Source organism: Salinicola halophilus, from assembly GCF_003206155.1.
Lineage (GTDB): Bacteria > Pseudomonadota > Gammaproteobacteria > Pseudomonadales > Halomonadaceae > Salinicola > Salinicola halophilus.
In genome coordinates this window covers 158389-181617 of record NZ_PZJV01000001.1, presented here as the reverse complement: position 1 = coordinate 181617, position 23229 = coordinate 158389, and the positions used below count along the sequence as shown (strand labels likewise).

Genomic DNA, 23229 nt, shown 5'->3' with positions numbered 1-23229 from the left:
CGTCGATGGGTTAGTTACAGTTTTCCCTTCAGCGACTTGAGTGCGTCGAAGGGGTTGTCGGGTCGCGAAGCGCTCTCTTCCGGGAGCTCACCGCTACTGAGTTGTTCACGCGATACCGCACACTCGGTCTCGTCGTGATAGACCACTTGGGGCAGACTGAGTATCAACTCGTCTTCGATCGCCCCCAAGAGGTCCAGCTGTTCGTCATGCACCAGAACCGGCTCGTACTCGGTCGGCACTTCTGCCGCCAGGGCATCGCTGCTGACGACCGCGAGCTGAAATTCACTGGAGACCACCACGTCCATGGGCTGCAGGCAGCGGCGACAGGGAACGGTGAGGTGAGCCTCGACTCCGCCATCGATCAGATGTCGGCGTTGGGCGTCCAATGAGAACTGAAGCGTGACCTTGGCATCGCCCTGCTGCTCGCCAATCTCGTCAGCCAAGCGCGCAAGCTTGTCGAGAGCCACCAGGCCCTCGAGTCGCTCGTGATTTGCCGCAAGCCGATACGGCTCGACGGTCGATGGAATTCGTCGGGTCAACATAGGCGCGCCATAATAGGGACTACCTCTTGCCGTGTCAAAGTTGGCGGTGGTGGGTGCTAGCCCTTCGCCCGTCTCCGCAGTGCCGCCGCGCTCTCGACTCTCGATCACTGCGGCTCGACCGCCTATCGGGAACTTTTCTCGCATGCCGACCGCATCTCGCACCGAACAGTCAAATGCGCGACCTGTATCAGAAGACGAATGATTAGAATCGCCACGCCGCACCAGTCTACCCTTGCTCTTCATCGACTCACGCCCTTCATGGAAAACAATCAGGACGCCCTATGTCTCGCTTGGTACTCGCATCGAGCTCCCGCTACCGCCGCGCGCTGCTCGATAGACTGTCGCTCGACTATACCTGGACCGCACCCGACATCGACGAAACGCGTCGCCCCGGTGAAGACGCGGTCACCCTGGCTCACCGCCTCGCCCTATCCAAAGCGCAGGCGGTCGCTGACGACTACCCGGAACATCTGATCGTCGGTTCCGACCAGCTCGCCCTGTTCGACGACGACATTCTGGGCAAACCGGGAGACTTCGCCACTGCCTGCGCCAATCTCAAACGCTTCTCCGGGCGCCGGGTACGTTTCATGACCGGGCTTGCCCTGCTCGATACCGCCGCCGGCCGCCATCGCGTCCTGCATGAAACCTACGACGTCGTCTTCCGCACCCTCAGCGATCGCGAGATCGAACGCTACGTCGCTCACGACGAGCCTTACGACAGTTCGGGGAGTTTTCGTATGGAAGGCCTGGGCGTCGCCCTCTTCGAGCGCTTCGAGGGTCGCGACCCCAACACCCTGATCGGCCTGCCGATGATGGCGCTGTGCGATCTTCTGCGGGAAGCCGGGCTGGACCCGCTCGCGTGAGCGCGTCCAGCCCGGCTTGGCCTCAGGGCAGCTGATAGCGAAGCGGCGATGTCGGCGCCTCGAGGCCGACCCAGTGCGCGGCGGCGCTAGTGAGCCGATCGGTGAACACCGCCCAGGGGTCGAGCGCCGGGGTGTACTCTTTCAGGCTGATGTCGCCAAGACGCTGACGCGAAAGCTGCTCGAGATTGGCGATGTCATCGACGAGCCCCAGATCCATGGCCTGCTGCCCGGTCCAGATCAGCCCGGAAAAGAGCTGCGGGTCATTGCTCAGCCGATCTCCGCGCCCGGCCTTGACTGCCTCGATGAACTGCTGATGCGTCGCGTTCAGTACCGACTGCCAGAACGCTCGCTGATCCGGTGCGATCTCCGAGAACGGGTCCAGAAAGGCCTTGTTTTCACCCGCGGTGAAGACGCGGCGCTCGACACCGAGCTTATCGATCGCCTCTTCGAGGCCGAAGCTTGCACTGATCACCCCGATCGAGCCCACCAGGCTCGACGGTGAGGCATAGATACGGTCCGCCGCCGCTGCCATGTAGTAAGCGCCGCTCGCGCCGATATCCTCGACTACGGCGAGAATGGGCTTGCCACCCTGCGATTGCAGATAGCGAATTTCCTCGTAGACGCGCTGCGACTGCACCGGGCTGCCGCCAGGACTGTTGATACGCAGCACGACCGCCTCTGCAGCGTCGTCGCTCCAGGCACGATGCAGACCTTCGATGATGCGCTCGGCGCTGGCCGGGCCATCGGCGTCGATCGCCCCCTCCACATCGACGATACCGAGATGGCGATCGCCGTCGGCGGCATCCGGGCTCTGTGCCAGAAACAGTCCATAAGCGGTCAACGCCAGTCCGGCCAGCAAGAAACCGGCAAACAGCAAACGAAAGAATATCTTCCACCGCCGCGAGCGCCGCTGTTCGGCGAGCACGCCGCCGATCCAGCGATCCATCATTCGAACCTGGGCAAGCCGCACGTCCTCTGGTGTCGCCGACTCGGCCCCCTCGCCAGCCTGGCGCGACCGCTCGCTTTGCGCCTTTGCAGCTTCCCGGCTTAGCTCAGGGCCCTGCGTCCAGGCCTCCCCCTTCCGATCGTCACTCATGCGCCGCCCTCTTTATTAGCGTTTCGTCCGCTATCGCGTCTCGTGTGCTCCGACGTGTCGCGGTTTAGCGTTGCCTCGTGCGGGGCGCTCAGGGTTGAACGTCCAGCAGCCAGTCGACCACCTTCGAAAAGTCGTCCGCGACCAGGATCGGGTCGCTACGCTCCAGCCGGCGTCGATCGTGGACCCCGTAGGTGACGGCGATACGATCCATGCCGATGGCTCTCGCCATCTCCAGATCGTATTCGGTATCGCCGACCATGACGGCGTCAGCGACGCCGATGCCCCGGGCGGCGAGTAGCTCTTCGAGCATCAGAGGATGCGGTTTGGACCGAGTGAGGTCCGCGGTACGACTGTCGGCGAACCAGCGCGCCGCGTCGGTATGCGCGAAGGTGCGATCGAGTCCGCGTCGGCTCTTGCCGGTGGCAACTGCCATCTGGCACTCGCCGGAACGATGCAGGCGTTCGAGCCCCTCGACGACATCAGGGAAAAACGGCGCCGGCGATTGATCGGCTGCGCGAAACGACTCGCCGTAGGCCCGCTGAAGACGCTCCCTCCCAGCTTCCGTCGTGCCGGGATAGAGCCGCTCGATCGCCTCCGGCAACCCCAGCCCGATGATATCGCGGATCGCCGCCGCACTCGGCACACGCCCGCCGAACGCCTCCGCGGCCTGCTGCATGCAGGCAACGATACGCGGCGCGGAGTCCATCAGCGTACCGTCCCAGTCGAACACCACCAGGCGGTAGCGACAGCGCGCCGCGCTGGCAAGCATCGCACTACCCACGGCGCGCGCGCTCCAGCACGCTTTCGAGCCCGGGCTCGAGCGCTGCTCTCGCCTGCACCGTGCGACCACTCTTGGGATCGGGAAACGCCAGCGTCGCCGCGTGCAGGAAGAGTCGATCGAGCCCTAGCGAGCGCGCCAAGCGGAAACTCTCGGGGCTACCGTACTTGTCGTCGCCCAGCAGCGTATGTCCTGCATGGGCGGCGTGAACCCGGATCTGATGCGTTCTGCCGGTGACCGGCTCCGCCTCGACCAGCGTCACCTTGGGGAATGTCTCGCGGACCGCAAAACGAGTTCGCGAGACTTTCCCCTTGTCGTCGACCCGAACCCGGCGCTCACCGTTACCCGCCTCATAGCGCTCCAGCCGCGCGCTGACATAGTCGCGCCGCGCCGGCCAGCGGCCCTCGACCAGTGCCAGATACCCTTTCTCCATGCGCCGCTCGCGCATGGCATCGTTGAGCGAAAGCAGCGACTCGCGATTCTTCGCCAGCAGCAGACAGCCCGAGGTATCCCGATCGAGCCGATGAACCAGCTCGAGAAAATCCAGATCCTCGCGAATTTGACGCAGCGCCTCGATCAGCCCGATCTTGACGCCGCTGCCGCCATGAACCGCCAGCCCCGATGGCTTGTTGATCACCAGCCAGTCCGGCCCCTCGATCAGAACGCTGCCGGCGAGCAGGTTGCGCAACCCCTCGCTCGCCTCCTTGACTGCGCTTTCGGGCGTCAGGCGCAGCGGTGGTACGCGCACCACGTCGCCCGTCTGAATCCGGTAGTCGGCCTTGATACGCTTCTTGTTGACCCGGACTTCGCCCTTGCGAACGATGCGATAGATCAGCGCCTTGGGCGCCCCCTTGAGACGGGTTCGAAGAAAATTGTCGATCCGCTGGCCCTGCTGGGACTCGCTGACCTCGATGAACTGAACTTCCTGGCCTTCGGCCATGCACGACTCCCTTGACGACGCATCGAAGCGACGCTTGAGCGTCGCCGACGCCATTCTAACCTAGTGCCACCCGCGCCGTTACCGCCTCCCAACCTGTCTTGCAGTGCTCGCACCGGCCCATGTCCGCTCAATTGCTGCTCGAACAGCATTACTGTTATATTGCGACCTCGCTCGATGGGCTTTATGCGCATCAACGCGCCGGCGCTTGGATATGCCGGTCGGAGCGAAAAAATGTCTCGATCCTTCAGCGCCGTCACTCGGTGGCCACGCGAGAACGATCAAAGCACGTTTGGAACGCCAACCTCGATCTCCCGCGACTCGACGGCATGGGCCGAGAGGGCTGATCAGGGAAACCCACAAGTACCGGTGGAAGGCGTCGCCGAACCGAACAATGCCAAGTGATATAAACGGCAGTCTGCGAAACCGGATGCGCTCGATCGCGCACCGCGACATGTTTCGCCACCGTTTCGTACTCAATTCATGTTCGTGCAGCACTCGACAAGCAGGCCGTGACAGTAAAGATGTAACCGTGACGAGCGGGCGCGCCATCGAACTCGACGTACGTCGACCAGAACCGTGTCGCAGGCTCCGCCGATCGACAAGCGGTTCCCGGACATCCCTACCGAGTCGCCCGCGAGCCCTTGCGATCCTCGACGCCCGAATCGTCGGGCGCGCATCGTTCTGACTCATCCTGCCGGGTCGCTTCACTAACGTGCACGAGCACACCACGACCGCTTGCGGTTCGTCGTCGCCGATTGCGGCCTGCCTTCCACCGGCACGCTCAATTAGCGAGACCGTATGAAAAGAATGCTCATCAACGCGACCCAGCCAGAAGAGCTGCGCGTTGCACTCGTCGACGGACAACGCCTCTACGACCTGGACATCGAGTCCGGCGCAAGAGAGCAGAAGAAAGCCAATATCTATCGCGGCAAGATCACCCGTCTCGAACCCAGCCTCGAAGCTGCCTTCGTCGATTTCGGCGCCGACCGCCACGGATTCCTTCCGCTCAAGGAGATCTCTCGCGAGTACTTCTCCAAAGAGCCCTCAGGCCGCCCCAACATCAAGGAAGTCCTCAAGGAAGGCCAGGAAGTCATCGTCCAGGTCGACAAGGAAGAGCGCGGCAACAAGGGCGCGGCGCTGACCACCTTCATCAGCCTGGCCGGGCGCTTTCTGGTGCTCATGCCGAACAATCCTCGTGCCGGCGGCATCTCGCGACGCATCGAGGGCGAGGAGCGTACTCAGCTCAAGGAGGCGATGAATCAGCTGACGCTGCCGGACAAGATGGGCGTCATCGTGCGCACCGCGGGCATCGGCCGCTCCTCCGAAGAGCTGCAGTGGGATCTGGACTACCTCGTTCAAGTGTGGGAAGCGATCACAACCGAAGCGGTCAAGCGCCCCGCCCCCTTCCTGATCTATCGCGAATCCAACGTCATCATCCGCGCCATGCGCGACTATCTGCGCCAGGACATTGGCGAAGTACTGATCGACAGCGAGAGCGTCCACGAGGAAGCGCTGGCGTTCATTCGTCAGGTGATGCCGTCGTATCAGCAGAAGATCAAGCTCTACACCGACGACGTGCCGCTCTTCTCGCGGTTTCAGATCGAATCCCAGATCGAGACCGCCTACCAGCGCGAGGTCAAACTGCCCTCAGGCGGCTCGGTGGTGATCGACCACACGGAAGCGCTGGTCTCCATCGATATCAACTCCGCCCGCGCCACCCGCGGCGCCGATATCGAAGAGACCGCGCTGCAGACCAACGTCGAAGCCGCCGACGAGATCGCCCGCCAGCTTCGCCTGCGCGACATCGGTGGTCTGGTCGTGATCGACTTCATCGACATGTCGCCGGCACGTAACCAGCGCGAAGTGGAAAACCGCGTTCGCGACGCGCTCAAGCTCGACCGCGCCCGGGTTCAGATCGGTCGCATCTCCCGCTTCGGCCTGATGGAGATGTCGCGTCAGCGTCTGCGCCCGTCGCTCGGCGAAACCAGCGGCGTGGTCTGCCCGCGCTGCGACGGTCAGGGCACGATTCGCGACGTCCGGTCGATGGCACTCTCCATCCTGCGCCTCATCGAAGAGGAAGCGATGAAAGAGCGCAGCGCCCAGATTCGCGCCATCTTGCCGGTGCCGGTCGCTACCTACCTGCTCAACGAGAAGCGCAACGTGCTCTCCGACGTCGAGCGGCGTCAGGATGTGCGCGTCGTGCTGCTGCCGAACCCCGAGCTCGATACGCCGCACTACGACGTTCAGCGCTTCCGCGACGACCACGTCCTGGAAGAGGGTGAAGAGCAGAAGTCGAGCTATGAGCTCTCGCTGGAGAGCGAAGCGTTCAAGGAGCCGGAAACGACGCTAGCCAAGCCGATCCAACGCACCCAGGCGGCCGTCCAGAGCGTCGCGCACACGGCACCGGCGCCGGACTCGCTGCGCCAGGAGTCCGAAGCGGCCGAAAGCGCCCCGGCCAAGCCCGCCGAGGCACCGACCCAGCCGAGCGCCGACAGCACGAGTGACTCCCAGACGCCGTCGGGCACCGCCAACGGTGGGCTGATTCAGCTCTTCCGCGGCCTCTTCGGTCGCCGTCGGCACGACGAAGAGCCTTCGCAGTCGACCGCCGCGACGTCCCAGCAGAGTCGCGGCAGTCACGAGCGCGAGCCCGAGACATCGACGAACGGCAATCAGGGCCGTAACGGTGGCTCGCGGCAGAACCGCAGCGACGGCCAGCGCGGCGACGGCAACTCGCGTCGTGGCGAAAACGGCAACCGCCAGAACGACTCGGGCAATCGTCAGAGCGAGGGCGCGAATCGTCAGAGCGAAAACGGCCGTCAGAGTGAATGTGGCAATCGTCAGACTGAAGGTGGTGGCCGTCAGAGCGACGGCAGCAACCGTCAGAACGGCAATCGTCGTCGTCGCTCTCAGGATAACCGTCAGGGAAGCGACAACCGCAACAGCGGTGACGGCCGCCAGGGCGGTGGACGCCAGAAAGGCGATAGCCGGCAGGAGTCGGAAGACCGTCAGAGCAGCGCCAGCCGTTCGGACGCCAATACGTCGTCGAAGAGCAACGGACGTCAGGAGACGCGCGGACCCAAGCCCGACAAGGCCAACGCCGGCAACAAGGGCGGAGGCAACAAAGGCGACGGCAACAAAGGCGACGGCAATAAGAACGAAGGTAACAAGGGCGAGCGTAAACCCCAGACCCAACCCGCGCCCGAGGTAGCGAACGACGACTCGGGTGTTGCCGCGACCGCCGTCGACACGACGCCGAAGCGCACTCGCAACAACCCGCGGAAGCGCTCACGTCAGCATGCGCTGAACCCGTCCGCCGTCGAGCAGCAGCAGCGCCTAGAGGCCGAGGCCGCAAAAGCGCCAGAGACGAGCGCGACCTCCGAAGCGCCGGCTCAGGACGAATCTGCAGCGTCTGAAACGGTGAATGCCAGCCAGCCCAAGACAGCGAAAGCGCAGGCTTCGGAGACGGTCAAAGGCCAGACGACGTCAACCGACGATCAGACGGTGACGCCGAAGGCAAGCGACTCGGCTGCGACATCGACGCCTGAGACGCAGGCTGCGGTCCCCGCCGCGAAGACGAACTCGGCCGATAGCGCTCAAGCTGACAAGGCGGCGAAGCCCAAGCGTAACGCCAAGCCCGCGACGGCAGCGCCGGCCGAGACCGTTGGTGCGACCGAGAGCACCGAGCACCCCGCCAGCGCCACGCCCCGCGACCAGGTGCGTAGCGCCACACCGGCAGACGTGGGTCAGGCCGAAACGCAGCCCGAAGTTGCCCCACGGGAAGCGCCGACGTCGGATTCGTCGGTCGCGGCGTCCCTCGAGGCGGCGAACATCGACTCGGAAAAGAGTGCCGCCGTCCCGTCACCGGTCGCCAGCACCCAAGAGCGCAAGCCCGAACCGGCGTCGGCCGAGGCTGCCGAACCGGCTCCGACCACTACCGACGAATCGAGCGAGCGCCATGCCAGCCCCGCGCCGTCCACGAAGGCGTTAGCGGACGTCGACAAGCCGGCCTCGACCACTGACGATGGCGCCAAAGCCGAAGTCCAGCCATCGGTAGCGACGAAGCCGGCGACGGCCGCTCGCCAGGATGATAACGCGGTTCAGCGCGAAGCAACGTCCGCTCCGGCAGCGCCCAAACCGCACTCATCCGCGGAAGCCGGTGCCGTCCCGCACAGCGCCGAGGGAGACAAGGCGGCACCAACGGTGAACGAGGCAGCGCCGAAGGCGGATGAGACGACCGCGACGCCTGCCGACGCTAGCGATGCGGTCGAAAAGGACGTCGCACCGAAGCAGCCGACATCGCCCAGCACGGTAGCGCAGCCTGCGCCCGCCGCGCCGGCACCGAGTGCGTCATCGCCGGCGAAGCAGGACACCGTGACGGCAGCGGACAGCAAAGCCGCCAGCGAACGCCCTGCTGCGTCACCGGTGAGCGACGAGTCGCCGTCGGTCGAGCCGACTTCGCCGAAGCGAGACGAGTCGTCGTCGGTCGAGCCGAGTGCCAAGACGGACGACGAGGCAGCCTCTACCACGCAAGCGACGAAGCCTGCGGCGCAGCGCGATGCGGCGACGGCCGCCAAGCCCGACGCCGCGTCAAGCTCGGACGCTTCTGCAACACGGCGTCGCGCGCACAACGACCCGCGGGAGAAACGTCGTCGCGAGCGCGGTAACAGCGAGAGCTGAAACCTAGCGACTCGATCGGCGTCAACGAAAAAGCCCAGACCTTGGTCTGGGCTTTTTCATGTGCTGCTATCCGTTAGCGACGGCCTCCCCGAATAGCCTTCAATCGCGTCGCTTCATCTCTGCGTCCGGCCCCTCTCGTCCGGACTCGCGCCAATGCCAGGCCCGGTCACGCCAGACCCGGTCACGCCATGCTCAATCGCGCCATGCTCAATCGCGCCATGCTTGGGGACGCCGAGTTCAGCCACGAGCCTCGGCTCGCGTTCGAGTACGACGTCAAAGCGCGCCTTCACCCGCTGAACGATTTCTTCGGCAAAAGCCAGCAGGCCCGCCAGACTCCCCCCGCCAAGATGCACCAGAACCAGCGCCTGATGTTCATGGACGCCAAAAGCGCCCTGCCGCCACCCCTTCAGCCCGCACTGATCGATGAGCCAGCCCGCTGCCAGCTTCACGTCACCGCTCGCTTGGCGATAGGTCGGCATGCCCGGCGACTCGATGGCGAGTGCGGCAGCGGTTGTCTCCGAAACCAGGGGGTTCTTGAAGAAGCTACCCGCATTGGGGAGTTCCCGGGGATCGGGGAGCTTCTCGCGACGAATCGCACAGACCGCGTCGAAGACCGCTCTCGGGGTCAGCGGCGCGGTGACGCGCTGGCTGAGCACGCCATAGTCGAGCCGTGGCATCGGACGCCGGGAAAGCGTCAGGCAGACCCGAGTGATGACGACTCGGTTGGTCAGTTCGCGCTTGAAGCGGCTGTCACGATAGCCGAGCTGACATTCGTCACGCGTTAGCCGGTAGCACTCGGCGTCGCGACGGTCGATCAGCTCGACCCACGACAGCCTGTCGGCGAGTTCGACGCCGTAGGCACCGATGTTCTGAATCGGCGCGGCCCCGACCCAACCCGGAATCAGCGCCAGGTTCTCCAACCCCCAAAGATTGCGCTCGACGCAGGCCGCGACCAGATCGTGCCAGCGCACGGCGGCGCCGGCGATGACATTCACCCGCCCATCGGCTTGGCCGACGAACTCGACACCTTCGATATCGGGGGAGATCACCAGCCCCTCGATACGCGGCGGCAGCAGCAGGTTGCTGCCGCCGCCGAGCACGGTCAGCGGCCAGTCGTGCTCGTTGGCTTGACGTAGCCCCTCGGCGACATCGCGATCACTGCGTGCTCGCCAGAAGCGGGCGGCCGTGGCGGGCAACCCCATCGTATTGGCGTGAGAAAGATCGCGCTCGAACTCCAGGCCACGGGCGGCTTCAAGCATCGCTGGCTGCCACACGTCGCATCAGTGATACCGTCAGCCCTTCTACGGCCGCGTCGATCTGATCGAGCGCATGTTGGAAACCGGCCTCGCCCCCGAAGTACGGGTCCGGCACATCGGCCTCGGGCTGGCCGGCGTAGCTCATCAAACGCCGCACTTCGGCCCGGGCGCCGGTGGGCTTGAGCGCCATCACGTGGTCGAGATTCGCGCTATCCATGACCAGGATCTCGTCGAAGGTGGCGAAATCCTCGAGGTCGAGCTGACGGCCGCGCAGCCCGGCGATCTCGATGCCCCTCGCCGCTGCCGCCTCGACGGCCCGGGAATCCGGCGGCTCGCCCACGTGCCAGTCGCCGGTACCGCAAGAGTCGACATCGACGCGTGTTGCGAGATCCCTCTGCGTCAGCCGCTCGCGTAGCATGCCCTCGGCGGTCGGGGAGCGACAGATATTACCCAGGCACACGAACAGGATACGCCACCGCGCAATCTCTTGAATCATGGCTCGGCTCTCCTTCTCAGTGACTCACGATCGCGCGTCGATGAACGCATCGGCAACACGACACGATGAATGCGGATCGCGTAAAGATTCATCGACGTCCTACAGAAAGACCTGACGAACGCGCTCGAGATCTTCCGGCGTATCCACGCCGCCAGGATAGGGTTCGGTGACGGTCGCGACCTGAATGCGATGCCCCTGGTAGAGCGCCCGGAGCTGCTCGAGCTGTTCGAGCTGCTCGATCGGCGCCGGCGACCAGGAGACGTACTCGGCGAGAAAGCCGGCGCGATAGGCATAGAGACCGATATGACGAAGCCAGCCTTCGCTCTCGATGTGCACCGGCGGCTGGGTCTTCCAAGCATTGCGATCCCAGGGAATCGGGGCGCGACTGAAGTAGAGCGCGCGACCGGCCCTGTCGACCACGACCTTGACCACGTTGGGGTTGAAGAGCGTGTCGACATCCTCGATCGCCTCGGCGAGCGTGGCGATAGAAGCGCCGGCGTCCGACGCCAGGCGCTCGGCGACGCAGTCGATGGCGCTCGCTGGCAGCAGCGGCTCGTCGCCCTGCACGTTGACCACCAGCGCCTGCGACGGCAGCCCGAGCGCGGCGGCGACTTCGGCGAGGCGGTCGGTACCGGAATGATGATCGCTGCGGGTCATCACCACTTCGGCGCCAAACGCTCGAGCGGTCTGCTCGATCCGTGCATCGTCAGTAGCGATGACCACTCGAGAGGCCGCGCTTTCGCAGGCACGCTGCCAGACGTGCTGAACCATCGGCAGCCCGGCGATCTCCAGCAGCGGCTTGCCGGGCAGACGACTCGAACCGTAGCGGGCCGGAATGACGACGACGAAATCGCTCATGGAGCGGGTGCCGCCTTACCGAGCTTCTCCTCGGTCGTCATCGTTCGCGCCTCGCTCTCCAGCATCACCGGGATCCCATCGCGAATGGGGTACGCAAGGCCGCTGACGCGACTCTTGAGCTCCTCCCGCTCGCGGTCGTAGACCAGTTCGCTCTGGCTCACTGGGCAGACCAGCATGGCTACCATTTGCTTGTCCATCGGCATTCCTCGCAGTGAAATCGTCGTGCCTCGGGCTGAAGCCCGAGGTGTGCTCGTTTCGCCCTCATCAGAGAGCGTCGTCCCCGATACGTTCCCGCCACCAGTCATCGAAAGCGTCGTCGAGTTCGGCCTCGACATCCAGCACCCAGCAGCGCTCGTCCGCCCAGGATTGGCATTTCACCCCGTCCTTGGCAGTCATGACGACCGGACCACGACCGGCGGGCAGGTCTTCGGGCGCGAACCGATGATGATCGCCGAAAGCGTGAGGGCGATGATTGACGCCCAGTGCCGTCAGCGTATCGAAAAATCGCTGAGGATGGCCGATGCCCGCCAGCGCCTCGACAGGTTGCTCACCGAACGGCGGCGATGAAATCGGCAGTACACGACCGCTCGCGAGATGCCGCCACTGGCGCGGCACGATGCGCATGTCGAATCTCGGCACGCCGACACCATCCCGTGCGTCGATCGCCTCGAACCCACCGTTGCCGATCAGCGCGTCGAACTCGTCGAGCCGCGCCACCGGCTCGCGTAGCGGACCTCGAGGCAGACAGCGACGGTTACCGAGCCCCCGGCGGCCATCGACGACCACCAGCTCCAGCGTGCGACCCAGCGCATAGTGCTGAAGCCCGTCGTCGGAGACCAGGATGTCGCAGCCGCATCGTTCGAGCAGCGCACGAGCCGCACGGGGGCGGTCGGGGGCGACCGCCACTGCAACACCGGTCTGCTGCGCCAGCATCAGTGGCTCGTCGCCGCTCTCGGCGACCGATGTATCCGACGTGACCAGCAGCGGATAGCTAGCGGCCTTGCCACCGTAACCTCGGGAGACGATGCCGGGTTGCCAGCCGGCGGCCTCGAGATCGCGAACCAGGCGCGCCACCAGCGGCGATTTGCCGGTTCCCCCCACCGTCAGGTTGCCGACGATGATCACCGGCACTGGCGCCCGCCAGATCGTCCGACGTCCGTTTTCGAACCGCTCGCGCCGCCGCCGCGCCAGCCATCGGTAGAGCGCCTCGAGCGGCGTCAGCAGCGACAGCCAGCCGGCGTCGCGATACCAGGCGCGCTCGAGACGGGTCACGCTTTTTCCTGGAACTGGAGCTGGTGAAGCGATGCATAGGCGCCGCCCTTCGCCAGCAGCTCGGCGTGGGTCCCCATCTCGATCAGCTCGCCCTGCTCCATGACTACGATGCGGTCCGCCCGTTCGATGGTCGATAGTCGGTGCGCGATGACGAACGTCGTGCGGTCGCGGCAGACGACCTCGAGGGCGCGCTGGATATAGCGCTCGGACTCGGTGTCGAGTGCCGAGGTCGCCTCGTCGAGAATCAGAATCGGTGCGTCCTTGAAGATCGCCCGAGCGATCGCGAGCCGCTGGCGCTGCCCGCCCGAGAGCATGACCCCGTTGTCGCCGACCAGGGTGTCGTAGCCCTGCGGCAGCCGTTCGATGAACTCGTGGGCATAGGCGGCCTTCGCGGCCTCCTCGACCGACTCACGGGTCGATTCCGGCGCCCCGTAGGCGATGTTTTCGGCGATGGTGGTGTTGAACAGCGTCACCTGCTGGGACACCAGCGCGATCTGCTGGCGCAGCGGCGAGAGCCGGTACTCCTGGATGTCGACGTCGTCGATCAGGATGCGCCCTTGCGTCGGCCGATAGAAGCGCGGCAGCAGGCTCATCAGCGTCGACTTGCCGCTACCCGAGCGCCCCACGATGGCGACCATTTCACCCGCCGGCACCTCGAGCTCGATCTGCTCGAGCACCGACGGCTGATCCTCGGCGTAGGCGAAACTCACCGACTCGAAGCGCACGTCGCCGGTGAGTCGTTTCGGATCGCGGCGGCCTTCATCGACTTCGGTGGGCTGCTCGAGCAGACCGAATAGCTCCTGCGAGGCCGAAAGACCTTTCTGGATGATGCTGTTGACGTCGGTCAGCGAACGGATCGGCTTGGCCAGCAGGGAAGCCGCGGTGATGAAGGCGACGAATTCACCCGGCGTCATGGTACTCATCAGCTCCGGGGCCATCGCCAGCCACACCAGCCCTGCCAGCGCCAGCGCGACCAGCAGCTGGATCACCGGTGTGCTCGTCGCCTTGGTCATCGCCTCTTTAATGCTCTGCTCGCGGTTGTAGTTGCTGGCCGCCTCGAAGCGGCGTTTCTCGTACTCTTCGGCCCCGTGGGTGCGCACCACGCGATAGCCGCTGAGCGCTTCGGAAGCGACGTGGGTCACGTCCCCCATGGAGTTCTGAATACGTCGCGAGATCTTGCGAAATCGCTTGCTGGTGTAGCGAACCACCAGACCGATCAGCGGCGTGACCGTCAGAAAAATCAGCGTCAGAAGCCAGTTGGTCCAGAGCAGATAGCCGATCAGGCCGATGACGAAGAGCCCCTCGCGTAGAATCACGGTGATGGCATTGGTGGCCGCGCCGGTCACCTGCTCGACGTGATAGGTCACCCGCGAGATCAGATGCCCGCTGGAGTGCATGTCGAAAAAGCGCCCCGGCAGATGGAGCATGTGATTGAACACGTTGCAGCGCAGTCGATGCACCACATTACGTGCAACGTTGCTCATGAAGTAGGTGCCCAGGAAGGTGCCTACCCCGCGGGCGGCGAACATGCCGATCACGAACAGCGGCAGGAAATAGCGAAACGCGGCGTCCGGCTCCTGAATGCCGTCGATGAGGCGCTTCATCATCTCCGCGAGCGCCGTGCTCGAGGCGGCGTAGATGGCGTAGCCGACTACCGCCAGCGCGAAAGAGCGCCACTCCGTGCGGACGTATTCGAGAAGCTGTCGGTAGAGAGCCCAGCTGGAAAATCGTGACACGGTAACTCCATCCGACCGTGGAAAAAGAGCTCGGCCGCGGGCCGAGAGGCACCCGCCAGCGCCGAGTCGAGGCCGACCGTTCAGTGTCGGGTGCGTTCAGGGGCTGGATTCTACCCCAACCGCCCCGCCCTCGACAGCAGCCCGCCGCTGCCAGCCGGGCTCGCGCCTGGCGTGAACCTCGATCCCCGACGGCGTCAGCGTGAAACGAACCGCACCGTCGAATGCCGTATTCCAGATTCGACTACCGGCCGCCAGGAATCGCGCCACGACCTCGGCGTTTGGATGACCGTAGGGATTGCCGCGTCCGCTGCTGAAGACCACCTCTCGCGGCCGGCTGGCCGCGACGAACGTTTGTGAAGAGCTGCTGCGGCTCCCGTGATGACCCGCGACGAGAACATCGACCGGCGCCGCGCGAAGCGTATCCAGCCACGCCTGCTCCTCCGCGACGCCGGCGTCGCCGGTAATCAATACCCGACGTTCGCCGAGGGTGACGAGCAGCACACAGGAGCGCGCGTTGCGCGTAAGCCCGGCGGCGGCAGCCGGCGGCGAAAGAAACTCCCAGCGCGACTCGCCTGCCACCCACCCCGTCGCCGAGTGACAATGACGCGCCGGCAAGCCAAGCGCATTGCCCGGCGGCGCCCACCACCGAGCGACCCGATGCTGCGCCTTGAACGTCTCGATACCCCCGGCATGATCGATGTCGCCATGGGTCACCACGACGGCATCGAACGCCTGTCCCGAACGCCAGAGCGTCGAGGCCGGCGCGAAGCCACTGGAGAAGCGAGGCCCGGTATCCACCACGACGCGTTGCTGGGCGGTTCGGAGTTCGACGAGCTGACCTTGCCCCACGTCGTGGACGGTGACGATCAGTGTTCCCTCCTCGACCTCGGGCGTCTTCAGACCGAACAGGGTAGCCGTCACCATGGCGCTCGCGGCCAGTCGCCAGCGGGTGTCGAATCCCGGCAGCACCCACAGCGCACCCCATAGCCCGAAGCCCAGCGCCAGTGGTAACCGCTGGCTGGGTGGCGGCTCCCAGAGCGGCAGGTGTGCCGCACAGATCGCAAGGCCTGCGGCCAGGCCGGCCGCGAACTGCTCGAACGGCCACCACAAGACGCTCGCCAACGCCGGCCAAGGAGCGCCCAGCCAGCCGACGAACCCTAGTGGCACCAGCACAGCACTCACCAGCGGAACCGCCACCAGATTGACCAGCGGGGCCGCCGGCGCCAGGCGCCCGAAGGCGATCAACACGGCCGCCGCCATTACCGGTGCCAGCAGCCACTGGCTGCGCAGCAGTGCCCAGCACCAGCCGCGCACGCCTTGCGGCGGACGCCGACCCGACCACGCGAGAATGAGCACGCCGACCGCGGTGAAGGAGAGCCAGACGCCCGGTCGCCAGAGGCCGAACGGATCGACGACCAGGACCAACGCGAGCGCCAGCCACCAGGCCTGCCACCAGCCCGGAGCGTGCCGTCCGCTCGCCGCCCAGAGGCCGACGCCGGCCATGATCGCGGCTCGCATGGCGGGGGGCTCGAACCCCGCGAGCGCCGCAAAGGCGAACGCCGCGGCACCGGCCCCGATCCAGGGCCATAGCGTCATTCGCCAAGCGCTAGGCTGTATCAAACGCGAGACCCCACGCAGCAGCCAAAGCATCAGGGTGGCGACGAGCCCCACGTGAAGACCCGAGATGACCATGAGATGCGTCGTGCCGGTCGCGTTGAGCAGTGCCCAGTCGTCATCACTGAGACGATCGCCCGCCCCCAACGTCAGCGCCGCCAGCCAACGCTTCCCGCGGGGCGTGAGATCGAGCGTCGCGAGTCGCCCGAGCGCCCACTGTCGAAGCGAGAACGGTGCCTCCGCGCGCATCTCGGCATCGCCGCGCACGTAGCCGAGTGCGTCGATACCCTCTCGCCAGAGCCAGGCGCCGTAATCGAAGGTATCGAAATTGGCGAATCCCAGCGGTTCGCGAAGGCGGGCGGTCAGCGACCAGCGCTGACCGGCGCGCAGGCTCGGCGCGTCATACCAGGAGAGTCTTGCCACACGCAGTGGTGGACAGTCCCGCGCCTCATCGGTGACATCATCCAGCGGCGCGCAGGCGGTGATACGCAGTCGAAACCGCGAGCGCCTCGCCTCGACCTGGAGTGATTCGATTTCGCCCTCGAGCCGGAAATCGTCGCCGGCGACCGCCGCCGGTAAGCGACTGCCAGTGGCGTCGTACACTTGCCAGCCGCACCAGAGACACGCCAGCAGACAGAGCAACGCGCCCGGGCGGCGCCACCCGATGATGCCTCCGAGCAGGACCAGGACGCCTACGCCAGCGAGCAGCGCCAGGCCCTCGATGTCCACCAGCGCCCTGCCAGCGAACGCGCCGACAAGGGCCGAGAGCGCGACCGGCATCGCGAGACCGGCGCGAGGAACGCGCTCTGCGAACGCCGCGCCATACCGGCCCGTGTCAGACATGGCGATATCTCGATGTTGTATGGATAATGGACCGACTTCGTTCAGCGAGCGGCCCCATGTCTCGTCGATGGCTACAACGCTTCATCCCTACTCGAGAAAAGCTGCAGCACGCTCGCTCACTGCGCTTCATGCGCCACTGGCTAGACGACCCCGCCCTCTGGGTGCTCACCCGCCGTAGCGTTGCGGGCGCCTGCACGGTGGGCCTCTTCGCGGCCATGTTGCCGATTCCATTTCAGATGGTGCTCGCCGCCGTCGGCGCCTATGGCTTTCGTGGCAACCTGCCGCTGTCGGTGAGCCTCGTCTGGCTCACCAATCCGCTGACGATGCCGGTCATCTTCTATTTCAATTACCGGGTCGGTGCCTGGCTGCTCGATTACCCGGCCCGCGAAGTGCCGCAGCACATCAGTACCGCCTGGATCGCCGACCAGATGACCCACCTGGTGGTACCGCTCTACGTCGGCTCCATCGTCGTCGGGCTGCTGCTGGCGCTGTCGAGCAACGTCATCGTTCGCCTGGTATGGCGCTGGCAGATCGCGCGAAGCTGGCGTCGTCGCGCCCGGCGGCGCCAGCGCCGTCAGCAGCGTTGACCCAGGGCAGGGATTGCCGATACCGGATGTAGACCCGATACGACAACGCCGCCCTGGACTGTTGATCGTCCAGGGCGGCGTCGGCTTTAGCGAGGCGACGTCAGTCCGTCGCAATGGCGACACTAGGCGGGGGTGAGCTTCCCCTGATCCAGGCGCAGCATGCGGTCCTGATGGGCCGCCAGAGAGAGATCGTGGGTGACCACGATGAAAGCGCACTCCGTGGTCGTGGCGAGTTCGTCCATCATCGCCAGAATGTTGGCCGCGGTGGTCTGATCGAGATTGCCGGTGGGCTCGTCCATCAGCACCAGACTCGGGTCGGTGACCAGGGCGCGGGCGATGGCGACGCGCTGACGCTCGCCGCCGGAAAGCTCGCCCGGCTTGTGTGCTCCTCGCGGCCCCATGCCCACCCGTTCGAGCAGCTGCATGGCCCGCTCGGTGGCCGCCTTGCGCGACTGGCCGCGAACGATCAGCGGCAGGGCGACGTTCTCTGCCGCCGTGAACTCTGCCAGCAGATGATGGAACTGGTAAACGAAGCCGATGTAGCGATTGCGAAACCGTCCCAGATCCGCCTCGCCGAGCCCCGCCAGCGACTGTCCGCCGATGACGATCTCGCCATCCGTCGGGCGGTCGAGGCCGCCCAGCAGGTTGAGCAGCGTTGTCTTGCCCGACCCGGAACTGCCCACGACTGCCACGCGCTCGCCGGCTCGCACCTGCAGATCGAGATGATCGAGCACGGTGAGATTCTGCGGCCCTTCGCTGTAGGTTCGGGTCAACTGACGGCAGTCGAGCATGATGGCGCTCTCCTTGGGGGCGCGAGATTCGACGTGAATATCACTCATAGCGCAGGACCTCGGCCGGTTGAATACGCGCCGCGCGCCATGCCGGGTAGAGCGTCGACAGGAACGTCAGACCGAAAGCGCTGGAGACGATGACACCCACGTCGCTCCACTCGAGTCGCGAGGGCAGATAGCTGATGAAATAGACGTTGGGGTCGAGGAACTGAATGCCGGTGACGGCCTGAACCCAGGCGATGATGTCGGAGATGCTCAACGCCAGCACGATGCCTGCGACCACACCGATCACCATGCCGATGAGGCCGATCGCCATCCCCTGCACCACGAAGATGCCCATGATCGATTTCGGCGTCGCGCCGATGGTGCGCAGAATCGCGATGTCGGCGTGCTTGTCGGTGACCACCATGACCAGGGTGGAAACGATGTTGAACGCTGCCACCGCCACGATGACCATCAGCAGCAGGCCGATCATGTGCTTCTCCATCTGGATCGCCTGAAACAGATTGCCGTGCGTGTAGGTCCAGTCCATGCCGCGATAGCCGGCGCCGAGGTTCGAGACGATGTCTCGCGTGACCGGGCCCGCTTCGAAGAGATCGTCGAGCTCCAGTCGTAGCCCGCCGATATCGTCACCCATGCGCGCCAGCGTCTGCATGTCGCCCATGCTCGCATAGGCGAGATTGGCGTCGAGATCGGCGCCGACGCTGAAGATACCGCTGACAGTGAAACGCTTGAGTCGAGGGAAGACCCCGCCCGGCGTGATCGACGCCTCCGGCACCAGCAGGGTGACGCGATCGCCCACGCTGACCCCGAGATTGCGCGCGAGCAAACTGCCGAGCACCACGTTCCAGCTGCCCCCGCGCAAGTCATCGAGGCTACCCGCCTGCATGTGCTGATCGATGATCGAGACGTGACGCTCGTAGTCCGGCTCGATACCGGTGACCATCGCGCCCTGAGTCCGCCCTTGAGCGGAGAACATGCCCTGCTGCTCGACGTAGGGGGCGGCAGCCTGGACATGGCGGTGCTGGCTGACTCGCTCGGCCAGCGCCTTCCAGTCGCGCATCCCGCCCTGCTCCTCGATGCGGGTGTGCGGCACCATGCCCAGCACTCGGGTCCGCAGCTCGTGATCGAAGCCGTTCATGACCGACAGCACCAGAATGAGCACCGCCACGCCGAGCGCGAGCCCCAGCATCGATGTCAGAGAAATGAAGGAGATGAAATGGTTGCGGCGTTTGGCCCTGACGTATCTCAGGCCCAGTAGAAAGGGTAAACGGTCGAGCATTGGGATCGCATCCTTGTCAGCAGCGGCTCATGTTACGGGTTTTACCCCCTGCCGCAAACGCCTCGCTGGCGCCGTCGCTCCCTTCCGACACCGGGCGAGCGGGCTCACGCTGGTTCGCGCCTCGCGCGCCGCTTCCTGCGCTCACTGCGTGCGCTGTCGAAAGGCTTGCATCATCGGTACCAGGCCCTACAATTTCGCTCCGCGAGCCGGTGGCGCTCGCCCTTCCCACCGTCGACGCCCTTTCGGAGAACGCCCATGTCGCCACGTCTGCTGCCCGAGTGGCATCCGCAGGACGCCATACAGCTGACCTGGCCGACGCCGGAGAGCGACTGGGCGTCGATGATCGATCATATCGAAGCCACGCTCGAAGCCATGGTGGTGGCGATCACTCGCTATCAGACGGTACTAGTCACGATTCACAACGCCGCACAGCAGGCACGCCTCACGATTCGCTTCACGCATCTTGGCGTGCCGGCGTCGCGGTGCCGGTTCGTTATTGCCGCAAGCGACGACACCTGGGCGCGGGATCATGGCCCCATCGCTATCGAGCGCGACGGTAGTCCGACGCTGCTCGACTTCGTCTTTACCGGCTGGGGCGGCAAGTTTCCCGCCGCGCGCGACAACCGTCTCACCCGCTCGCTGCATGCCGCCGGCATCTTCGCAGCGCCGCTGGAGGCACGTGACTGGGTGCTCGAAGGCGGCGGCATCGAAGCCGACGGTGAGGGCACGCTGCTGACCACCAGCGCCTGCCTACTCAACCCCAATCGCAATCCGACGGCGTCGCGAGAGTCGATCGAACGTCGACTGAAAACCGACTTCGGCGTTTCTCGAGTGCTCTGGCTGGAAAACGGGCATCTCGAGGGTGACGACACGGATAGCCATATCGATACCCTGGCCCGCTTTTGCGATCCCTCCACGATCGCCTATGTGCGCTGCGACGATCCGCAGGATCCTCACTACGCGGCGCTGCAGGCAATGGAAGCGGAGCTCGAGTCCTTGCGCCGGGAGGATGGTTCGCCCTATCGCCTGCTGGCGCTGCCCTGGCCCCGCGCCTGCTTCGATCCCGACGACGGCCACCGACTGCCGGCCACTTACGCCAATTTCCTGATCCTCAACGACGCCGTGCTTGTGCCGACCTATGCCGATCCGGCCGATTTTCGCGCGCTGACGGTACTCCACGAGGCATTTCCGGGCCGCGACATCGTGCCCATCGACTGTCGCGCCGTCATCCGCCAGCACGGCAGCCTGCACTGCCTGACGATGCAACTGCCAAGGGGCACTCTCGCCGCGACGCCGGACGAGGAGCCGGATGCCGACGTCCTCTAATCCCCGTCGCGATCAAGATCTGGCGCGAATCAGCGCGGTAGAAACGCGCCACAACAATCGCGGTGATTGCGCAGCGTTTCGCTACCGTTTTGCGGTAGGATCGAAGCGATTTCGGGTGTGATCCGCACCCCATCGATACAGCCTGACGGGAGGAGACCGCATGGCCAAGACACTCAAGGTCGGTCTGGTACAGCAGCAGGCGTGGCCGGAAAAGTCGCGCAGCCTGGAAGTCAGCGAAGCCGGGATTCGCGAACTCGCCGCCCAGGGCGCCGAACTGGTGATGCTTCAAGAGCTCCATGCCACGCACTACTTCTGCCAGTGCGAGGATGCCGAGCTCTTCGATCTCGCCGAGCCGCTCGACGGCCCCACCGCGCAGCGCCTCGAATCGTTGGCACGAGAGCTCGACATCGTTATCGTCGGCTCGATCTTCGAGCGTCGCGCCCCGGGGATCTATCACAACACGGCCGTGGTGATGGACCGTGCTCGCGGTCGCGTCGGCCACTATCGCAAGATGCATATCCCCGACGATCCGGGGTTCTACGAGAAGTTCTACTTCACCCCCGGCGACAGTGACGGTGAGCAGGGCTTCGAGCCGATCGAGACCTCGGTGGGTCGTCTCGGCGTCCTGGTCTGCTGGGACCAGTGGTACCCCGAGGCCGCGCGCCTCATGGCGCTCGCCGGTGCCGAGCTGCTGCTCTACCCGACGGCCATCGGTTGGCATCCGCCGGACGACCAACCGGAAAAACAGCGCCAGAAGGACGCCTGGACCCTGATTCAGCGCTCGCACGGCGTCGCCAACGGTCTGCCGGTGATCGTCGCCAACCGTGTCGGCCACGAGCCCGACCTGACCCAGGTCAGCGAGGGGATCGACTTCTGGGGCGGCAGTTTCATCTGCGGGCCGCAGGGCGAGCTCCTGGCCCACGCCGGCGAGGAGAGCGAGAATCTGCTGGTCGAGCTGGATCTATCGAAAAGCGAACAGGTTCGTCGCATGTGGCCCTACCTACGCGACCGACGTATCGATGCCTACGGAGATCTCACCAAACGCTACCGCGATCGCTGAGCCAAATCGTCGATAGCCGATAGCCGCCTCTCATCGTCGATTCACTCGACGGCGAGAGGCTTCTTCGTGACTCGCCCGAAGCGCGGAAAAAGCGACTCCCTACCCGCCAGAAATGCGTCGAAAGACTTCGCCAGTGGCTTTCCTCTGAAACCCCTTTCCCGATATCTCAAACAATCAGTAAGATAACGGTATAACGACACGCGAGACCGATCATGGACCCCCAATACCAGCTGCTTGCCGAACTCGAGGCGGATTTCGACCGACTCATCGATGCGGTCGTGCGCCTGGCGGATGCCTATGCCGCCTCGCCGTCTCCGGCCTGGGCCCTGGGCGACGAACCGATCGATGCCCAGTGGCTTCGGCGCGCCCTCACCGACTTCTGGTATCAGGACGGCCAGGATGGGCGCGAAACGCGCACTTACGTCGCGATGATCGTCGCCGACGAGGCACTCATGGCGTTCGTCCACGCGGTCAACGTGGAGAAGACGCGATTCGCGGCGACGCTCAAACGGATTCGCGACGCCGCGCCCAAACTGATCGCCGAGGCCAAGGCAGTCCTTCCGTTTCGTCACCCGATCCTTCACGACCACCTGCGCGGCCAGGGACTCGCCCGGCTGCATCTCAAGCAGTGCTGGCGTCACCTGCCCATTGCGGATGCACCACTGGCCAAGGTCAGGCTCGCCTGGTACACCAGCGGACGTTCGATCAAGCGGCTAAGCGTCGCCGAGGCCGAAGCCAAGCTCAAACGCATGGACGTCGACGCCTCGCACATCCGCATTCAGCTGCGAAAACTCGGTGACATTCCCGATGGCGAACCGTTGGCGCAGATTCAGCAGCAAGCGCCGGTGATGCGCGCCAATCTCTTTTTCCGTGAGGCGCTGGAAGACGGTCGCATGCGTCGAGCAATGAATCTGCCGCTGCCGCTGTTCATTCCCGACCCGACGCTCAAGCTACCTCACCGCAACGATCCGGCGATCGCGCCGCCGGCCACGCGAACGCGAGCCAAACGTTCGGATCAGAAGATCGAAGAGACGCCGTTTCTACCCAGCCTGCGGGTCTATCGCTATCGCAATCCGTCACTACAGCTTGCCGAGGAGCGCGAACGGGAGAAGGCAAGTCACGAGGGCGAAACCTGATCCGCCAAGCGTGACGTCAGAAGCCCCGTGACTTGGCGACGGGGTGACGAGCCGACGAGCCCGCCTTGGGTGGGCC

At 65.1% G+C, this 23229-nt stretch carries 19 protein-coding genes; 6 read left to right on the top strand and 13 right to left on the bottom strand.

Annotated elements, in window-relative coordinates:
* Positions 1-14: 14 nt before the first annotated feature.
* A complete protein-coding gene (locus DOM33_RS00740) occupies positions 15-542 on the bottom strand; it encodes a YceD family protein (protein WP_110664923.1) in 528 nt (175 codons plus the stop codon).
* Positions 543-823: 281 nt separating this feature from the next.
* Between DOM33_RS00740 and DOM33_RS00735 the strand changes: the two genes are divergently transcribed.
* A complete protein-coding gene (locus DOM33_RS00735) occupies positions 824-1405 on the top strand; it encodes a Maf family protein (protein WP_110664921.1) in 582 nt (193 codons plus the stop codon).
* 22 nt (positions 1406-1427) lie between these two features.
* On the opposite strand, the gene sppA is transcribed toward DOM33_RS00735, so the two are convergent.
* From sppA to DOM33_RS00720, 3 genes are all read right to left on the bottom strand, one after another.
* Positions 1428-2501 carry a signal peptide peptidase SppA gene (gene sppA, locus DOM33_RS00730; protein ID WP_110664918.1) on the bottom strand — a complete coding sequence of 358 codons (1074 nt, stop codon included), beginning with the start codon at positions 2499-2501 and terminating at the stop codon, positions 1428-1430.
* A gap of 88 nt (positions 2502-2589) precedes the next feature.
* Positions 2590-3282: an HAD family hydrolase gene (locus tag DOM33_RS00725; protein ID WP_338053797.1), complete on the bottom strand. Its 693-nt coding sequence runs from the start codon at positions 3280-3282 to the stop codon at positions 2590-2592.
* Positions 3275-4219, bottom strand: a complete 945-nt coding sequence (locus DOM33_RS00720) for an RluA family pseudouridine synthase (protein ID WP_110664914.1) — start codon at positions 4217-4219, stop codon at positions 3275-3277. Before DOM33_RS00720 ends, DOM33_RS00725 begins: the two co-directional genes overlap by 8 nt.
* Before the next feature lie 798 nt (positions 4220-5017).
* Here DOM33_RS00720 and rne point away from each other — a divergent pair.
* On the top strand, positions 5018-8896 hold the full coding sequence (rne, locus tag DOM33_RS00715; protein WP_110664912.1) for a ribonuclease E: 3879 nt from the start codon (positions 5018-5020) through the stop codon (positions 8894-8896).
* A 113-nt stretch (positions 8897-9009) separates the two neighbouring features.
* Here the strand turns inward: rne and murB are convergent, their stop codons facing one another.
* From murB to DOM33_RS00680, 7 genes are all read right to left on the bottom strand, one after another.
* On the bottom strand, positions 9010-10155 hold the full coding sequence (murB, locus tag DOM33_RS00710) for a UDP-N-acetylmuramate dehydrogenase (protein WP_110664910.1): 1146 nt from the start codon (positions 10153-10155) through the stop codon (positions 9010-9012).
* Positions 10148-10648: a low molecular weight protein-tyrosine-phosphatase gene (locus DOM33_RS00705; protein ID WP_110664908.1), complete on the bottom strand. Its 501-nt coding sequence runs from the start codon at positions 10646-10648 to the stop codon at positions 10148-10150. The genes murB and DOM33_RS00705 overlap by 8 nt, the downstream gene beginning before the upstream one ends.
* A gap of 99 nt (positions 10649-10747) precedes the next feature.
* On the bottom strand, positions 10748-11506 hold the full coding sequence (gene kdsB / locus DOM33_RS00700) for a 3-deoxy-manno-octulosonate cytidylyltransferase (RefSeq protein ID WP_110664906.1): 759 nt from the start codon (positions 11504-11506) through the stop codon (positions 10748-10750).
* Positions 11503-11703 carry a Trm112 family protein gene (locus tag DOM33_RS00695; RefSeq protein ID WP_110664904.1) on the bottom strand — a complete coding sequence of 67 codons (201 nt, stop codon included), beginning with the start codon at positions 11701-11703 and terminating at the stop codon, positions 11503-11505. Before DOM33_RS00695 ends, kdsB begins: the two co-directional genes overlap by 4 nt.
* A 67-nt stretch (positions 11704-11770) precedes the next feature.
* Positions 11771-12778: a tetraacyldisaccharide 4'-kinase gene (gene lpxK / locus DOM33_RS00690; protein ID WP_110664902.1), complete on the bottom strand. Its 1008-nt coding sequence runs from the start codon at positions 12776-12778 to the stop codon at positions 11771-11773.
* Positions 12775-14514: a lipid A export permease/ATP-binding protein MsbA gene (gene msbA / locus DOM33_RS00685; protein WP_110664900.1), complete on the bottom strand. Its 1740-nt coding sequence runs from the start codon at positions 14512-14514 to the stop codon at positions 12775-12777. Before msbA ends, lpxK begins: the two co-directional genes overlap by 4 nt.
* A 96-nt stretch (positions 14515-14610) precedes the next feature.
* Positions 14611-16971, bottom strand: a complete 2361-nt coding sequence (locus DOM33_RS00680; RefSeq protein WP_110664898.1) for a DNA internalization-related competence protein ComEC/Rec2 — start codon at positions 16969-16971, stop codon at positions 14611-14613.
* A gap of 56 nt (positions 16972-17027) precedes the next feature.
* Here DOM33_RS00680 and DOM33_RS00675 point away from each other — a divergent pair, with 56 nt between their 5' ends.
* Positions 17028-17558, top strand: a complete 531-nt coding sequence (locus DOM33_RS00675) for a DUF2062 domain-containing protein (RefSeq protein ID WP_110664896.1) — start codon at positions 17028-17030, stop codon at positions 17556-17558.
* Between the two features lie 122 nt (positions 17559-17680).
* Here the strand turns inward: DOM33_RS00675 and DOM33_RS00670 are convergent, their stop codons facing one another.
* Together DOM33_RS00670 and DOM33_RS00665 are read right to left on the bottom strand one after the other, a co-directional pair.
* Positions 17681-18397, bottom strand: coding sequence for an ABC transporter ATP-binding protein (locus DOM33_RS00670; RefSeq protein ID WP_110664894.1), 717 nt, complete (start codon positions 18395-18397; stop codon positions 17681-17683).
* Positions 18390-19631 carry a lipoprotein-releasing ABC transporter permease subunit gene (locus tag DOM33_RS00665; protein ID WP_110664892.1) on the bottom strand — a complete coding sequence of 414 codons (1242 nt, stop codon included), beginning with the start codon at positions 19629-19631 and terminating at the stop codon, positions 18390-18392. The genes DOM33_RS00670 and DOM33_RS00665 overlap by 8 nt, the downstream gene beginning before the upstream one ends.
* Positions 19632-19886: 255 nt before the next feature.
* Here DOM33_RS00665 and DOM33_RS00660 point away from each other — a divergent pair, with 255 nt between their 5' ends.
* From DOM33_RS00660 to DOM33_RS00650, 3 genes are all read left to right on the top strand, one after another.
* On the top strand, positions 19887-20957 hold the full coding sequence (locus tag DOM33_RS00660; protein ID WP_110664890.1) for an agmatine deiminase family protein: 1071 nt from the start codon (positions 19887-19889) through the stop codon (positions 20955-20957).
* 160 nt (positions 20958-21117) lie between these two features.
* Complete coding sequence (locus DOM33_RS00655) at positions 21118-22017, top strand: carbon-nitrogen hydrolase (protein ID WP_110664888.1); 900 nt, start codon at positions 21118-21120, stop codon at positions 22015-22017.
* Positions 22018-22229: 212 nt separating this feature from the next.
* Positions 22230-23153, top strand: a complete 924-nt coding sequence (locus DOM33_RS00650; RefSeq protein ID WP_239495216.1) for a DNA replication terminus site-binding protein — start codon at positions 22230-22232, stop codon at positions 23151-23153.
* Positions 23154-23229 lie beyond the last annotated feature (76 nt).

Excerpts from the sequence above, each read along its gene's own strand:
- sppA (WP_110664918.1), bottom strand. The coding sequence starts at position 2,501 with ATGAGTGACGATCGGAAGGGGGAGGCCTGGACGCAGGGCCCTGAGCTA.
- DOM33_RS00680 (WP_110664898.1), bottom strand. The coding sequence starts at position 16,971 with ATGTCTGACACGGGCCGGTATGGCGCGGCGTTCGCAGAGCGCGTTCCT.
- murB (WP_110664910.1), bottom strand. The coding sequence starts at position 10,155 with ATGCTTGAAGCCGCCCGTGGCCTGGAGTTCGAGCGCGATCTTTCTCAC.
- DOM33_RS00655 (WP_110664888.1), top strand. The coding sequence starts at position 21,118 with ATGGCCAAGACACTCAAGGTCGGTCTGGTACAGCAGCAGGCGTGGCCG.
- DOM33_RS00740 (WP_110664923.1), bottom strand. The coding sequence starts at position 542 with ATGTTGACCCGACGAATTCCATCGACCGTCGAGCCGTATCGGCTTGCG.
- DOM33_RS00670 (WP_110664894.1), bottom strand. The coding sequence starts at position 18,397 with ATGAGTGATATTCACGTCGAATCTCGCGCCCCCAAGGAGAGCGCCATC.
- rne (WP_110664912.1), top strand. The coding sequence starts at position 5,018 with ATGAAAAGAATGCTCATCAACGCGACCCAGCCAGAAGAGCTGCGCGTT.
- DOM33_RS00695 (WP_110664904.1), bottom strand. The coding sequence starts at position 11,703 with ATGGACAAGCAAATGGTAGCCATGCTGGTCTGCCCAGTGAGCCAGAGC.
- DOM33_RS00720 (WP_110664914.1), bottom strand. The coding sequence starts at position 4,219 with ATGGCCGAAGGCCAGGAAGTTCAGTTCATCGAGGTCAGCGAGTCCCAG.
- DOM33_RS00665 (WP_110664892.1), bottom strand. The coding sequence starts at position 19,631 with ATGCTCGACCGTTTACCCTTTCTACTGGGCCTGAGATACGTCAGGGCC.
- DOM33_RS00705 (WP_110664908.1), bottom strand. The coding sequence starts at position 10,648 with ATGATTCAAGAGATTGCGCGGTGGCGTATCCTGTTCGTGTGCCTGGGT.
- DOM33_RS00675 (WP_110664896.1), top strand. The coding sequence starts at position 17,028 with ATGTCTCGTCGATGGCTACAACGCTTCATCCCTACTCGAGAAAAGCTG.
- DOM33_RS00735 (WP_110664921.1), top strand. The coding sequence starts at position 824 with ATGTCTCGCTTGGTACTCGCATCGAGCTCCCGCTACCGCCGCGCGCTG.
- kdsB (WP_110664906.1), bottom strand. The coding sequence starts at position 11,506 with ATGAGCGATTTCGTCGTCGTCATTCCGGCCCGCTACGGTTCGAGTCGT.
- DOM33_RS00650 (WP_239495216.1), top strand. The coding sequence starts at position 22,230 with ATGGACCCCCAATACCAGCTGCTTGCCGAACTCGAGGCGGATTTCGAC.
- DOM33_RS00660 (WP_110664890.1), top strand. The coding sequence starts at position 19,887 with ATGTCGCCACGTCTGCTGCCCGAGTGGCATCCGCAGGACGCCATACAG.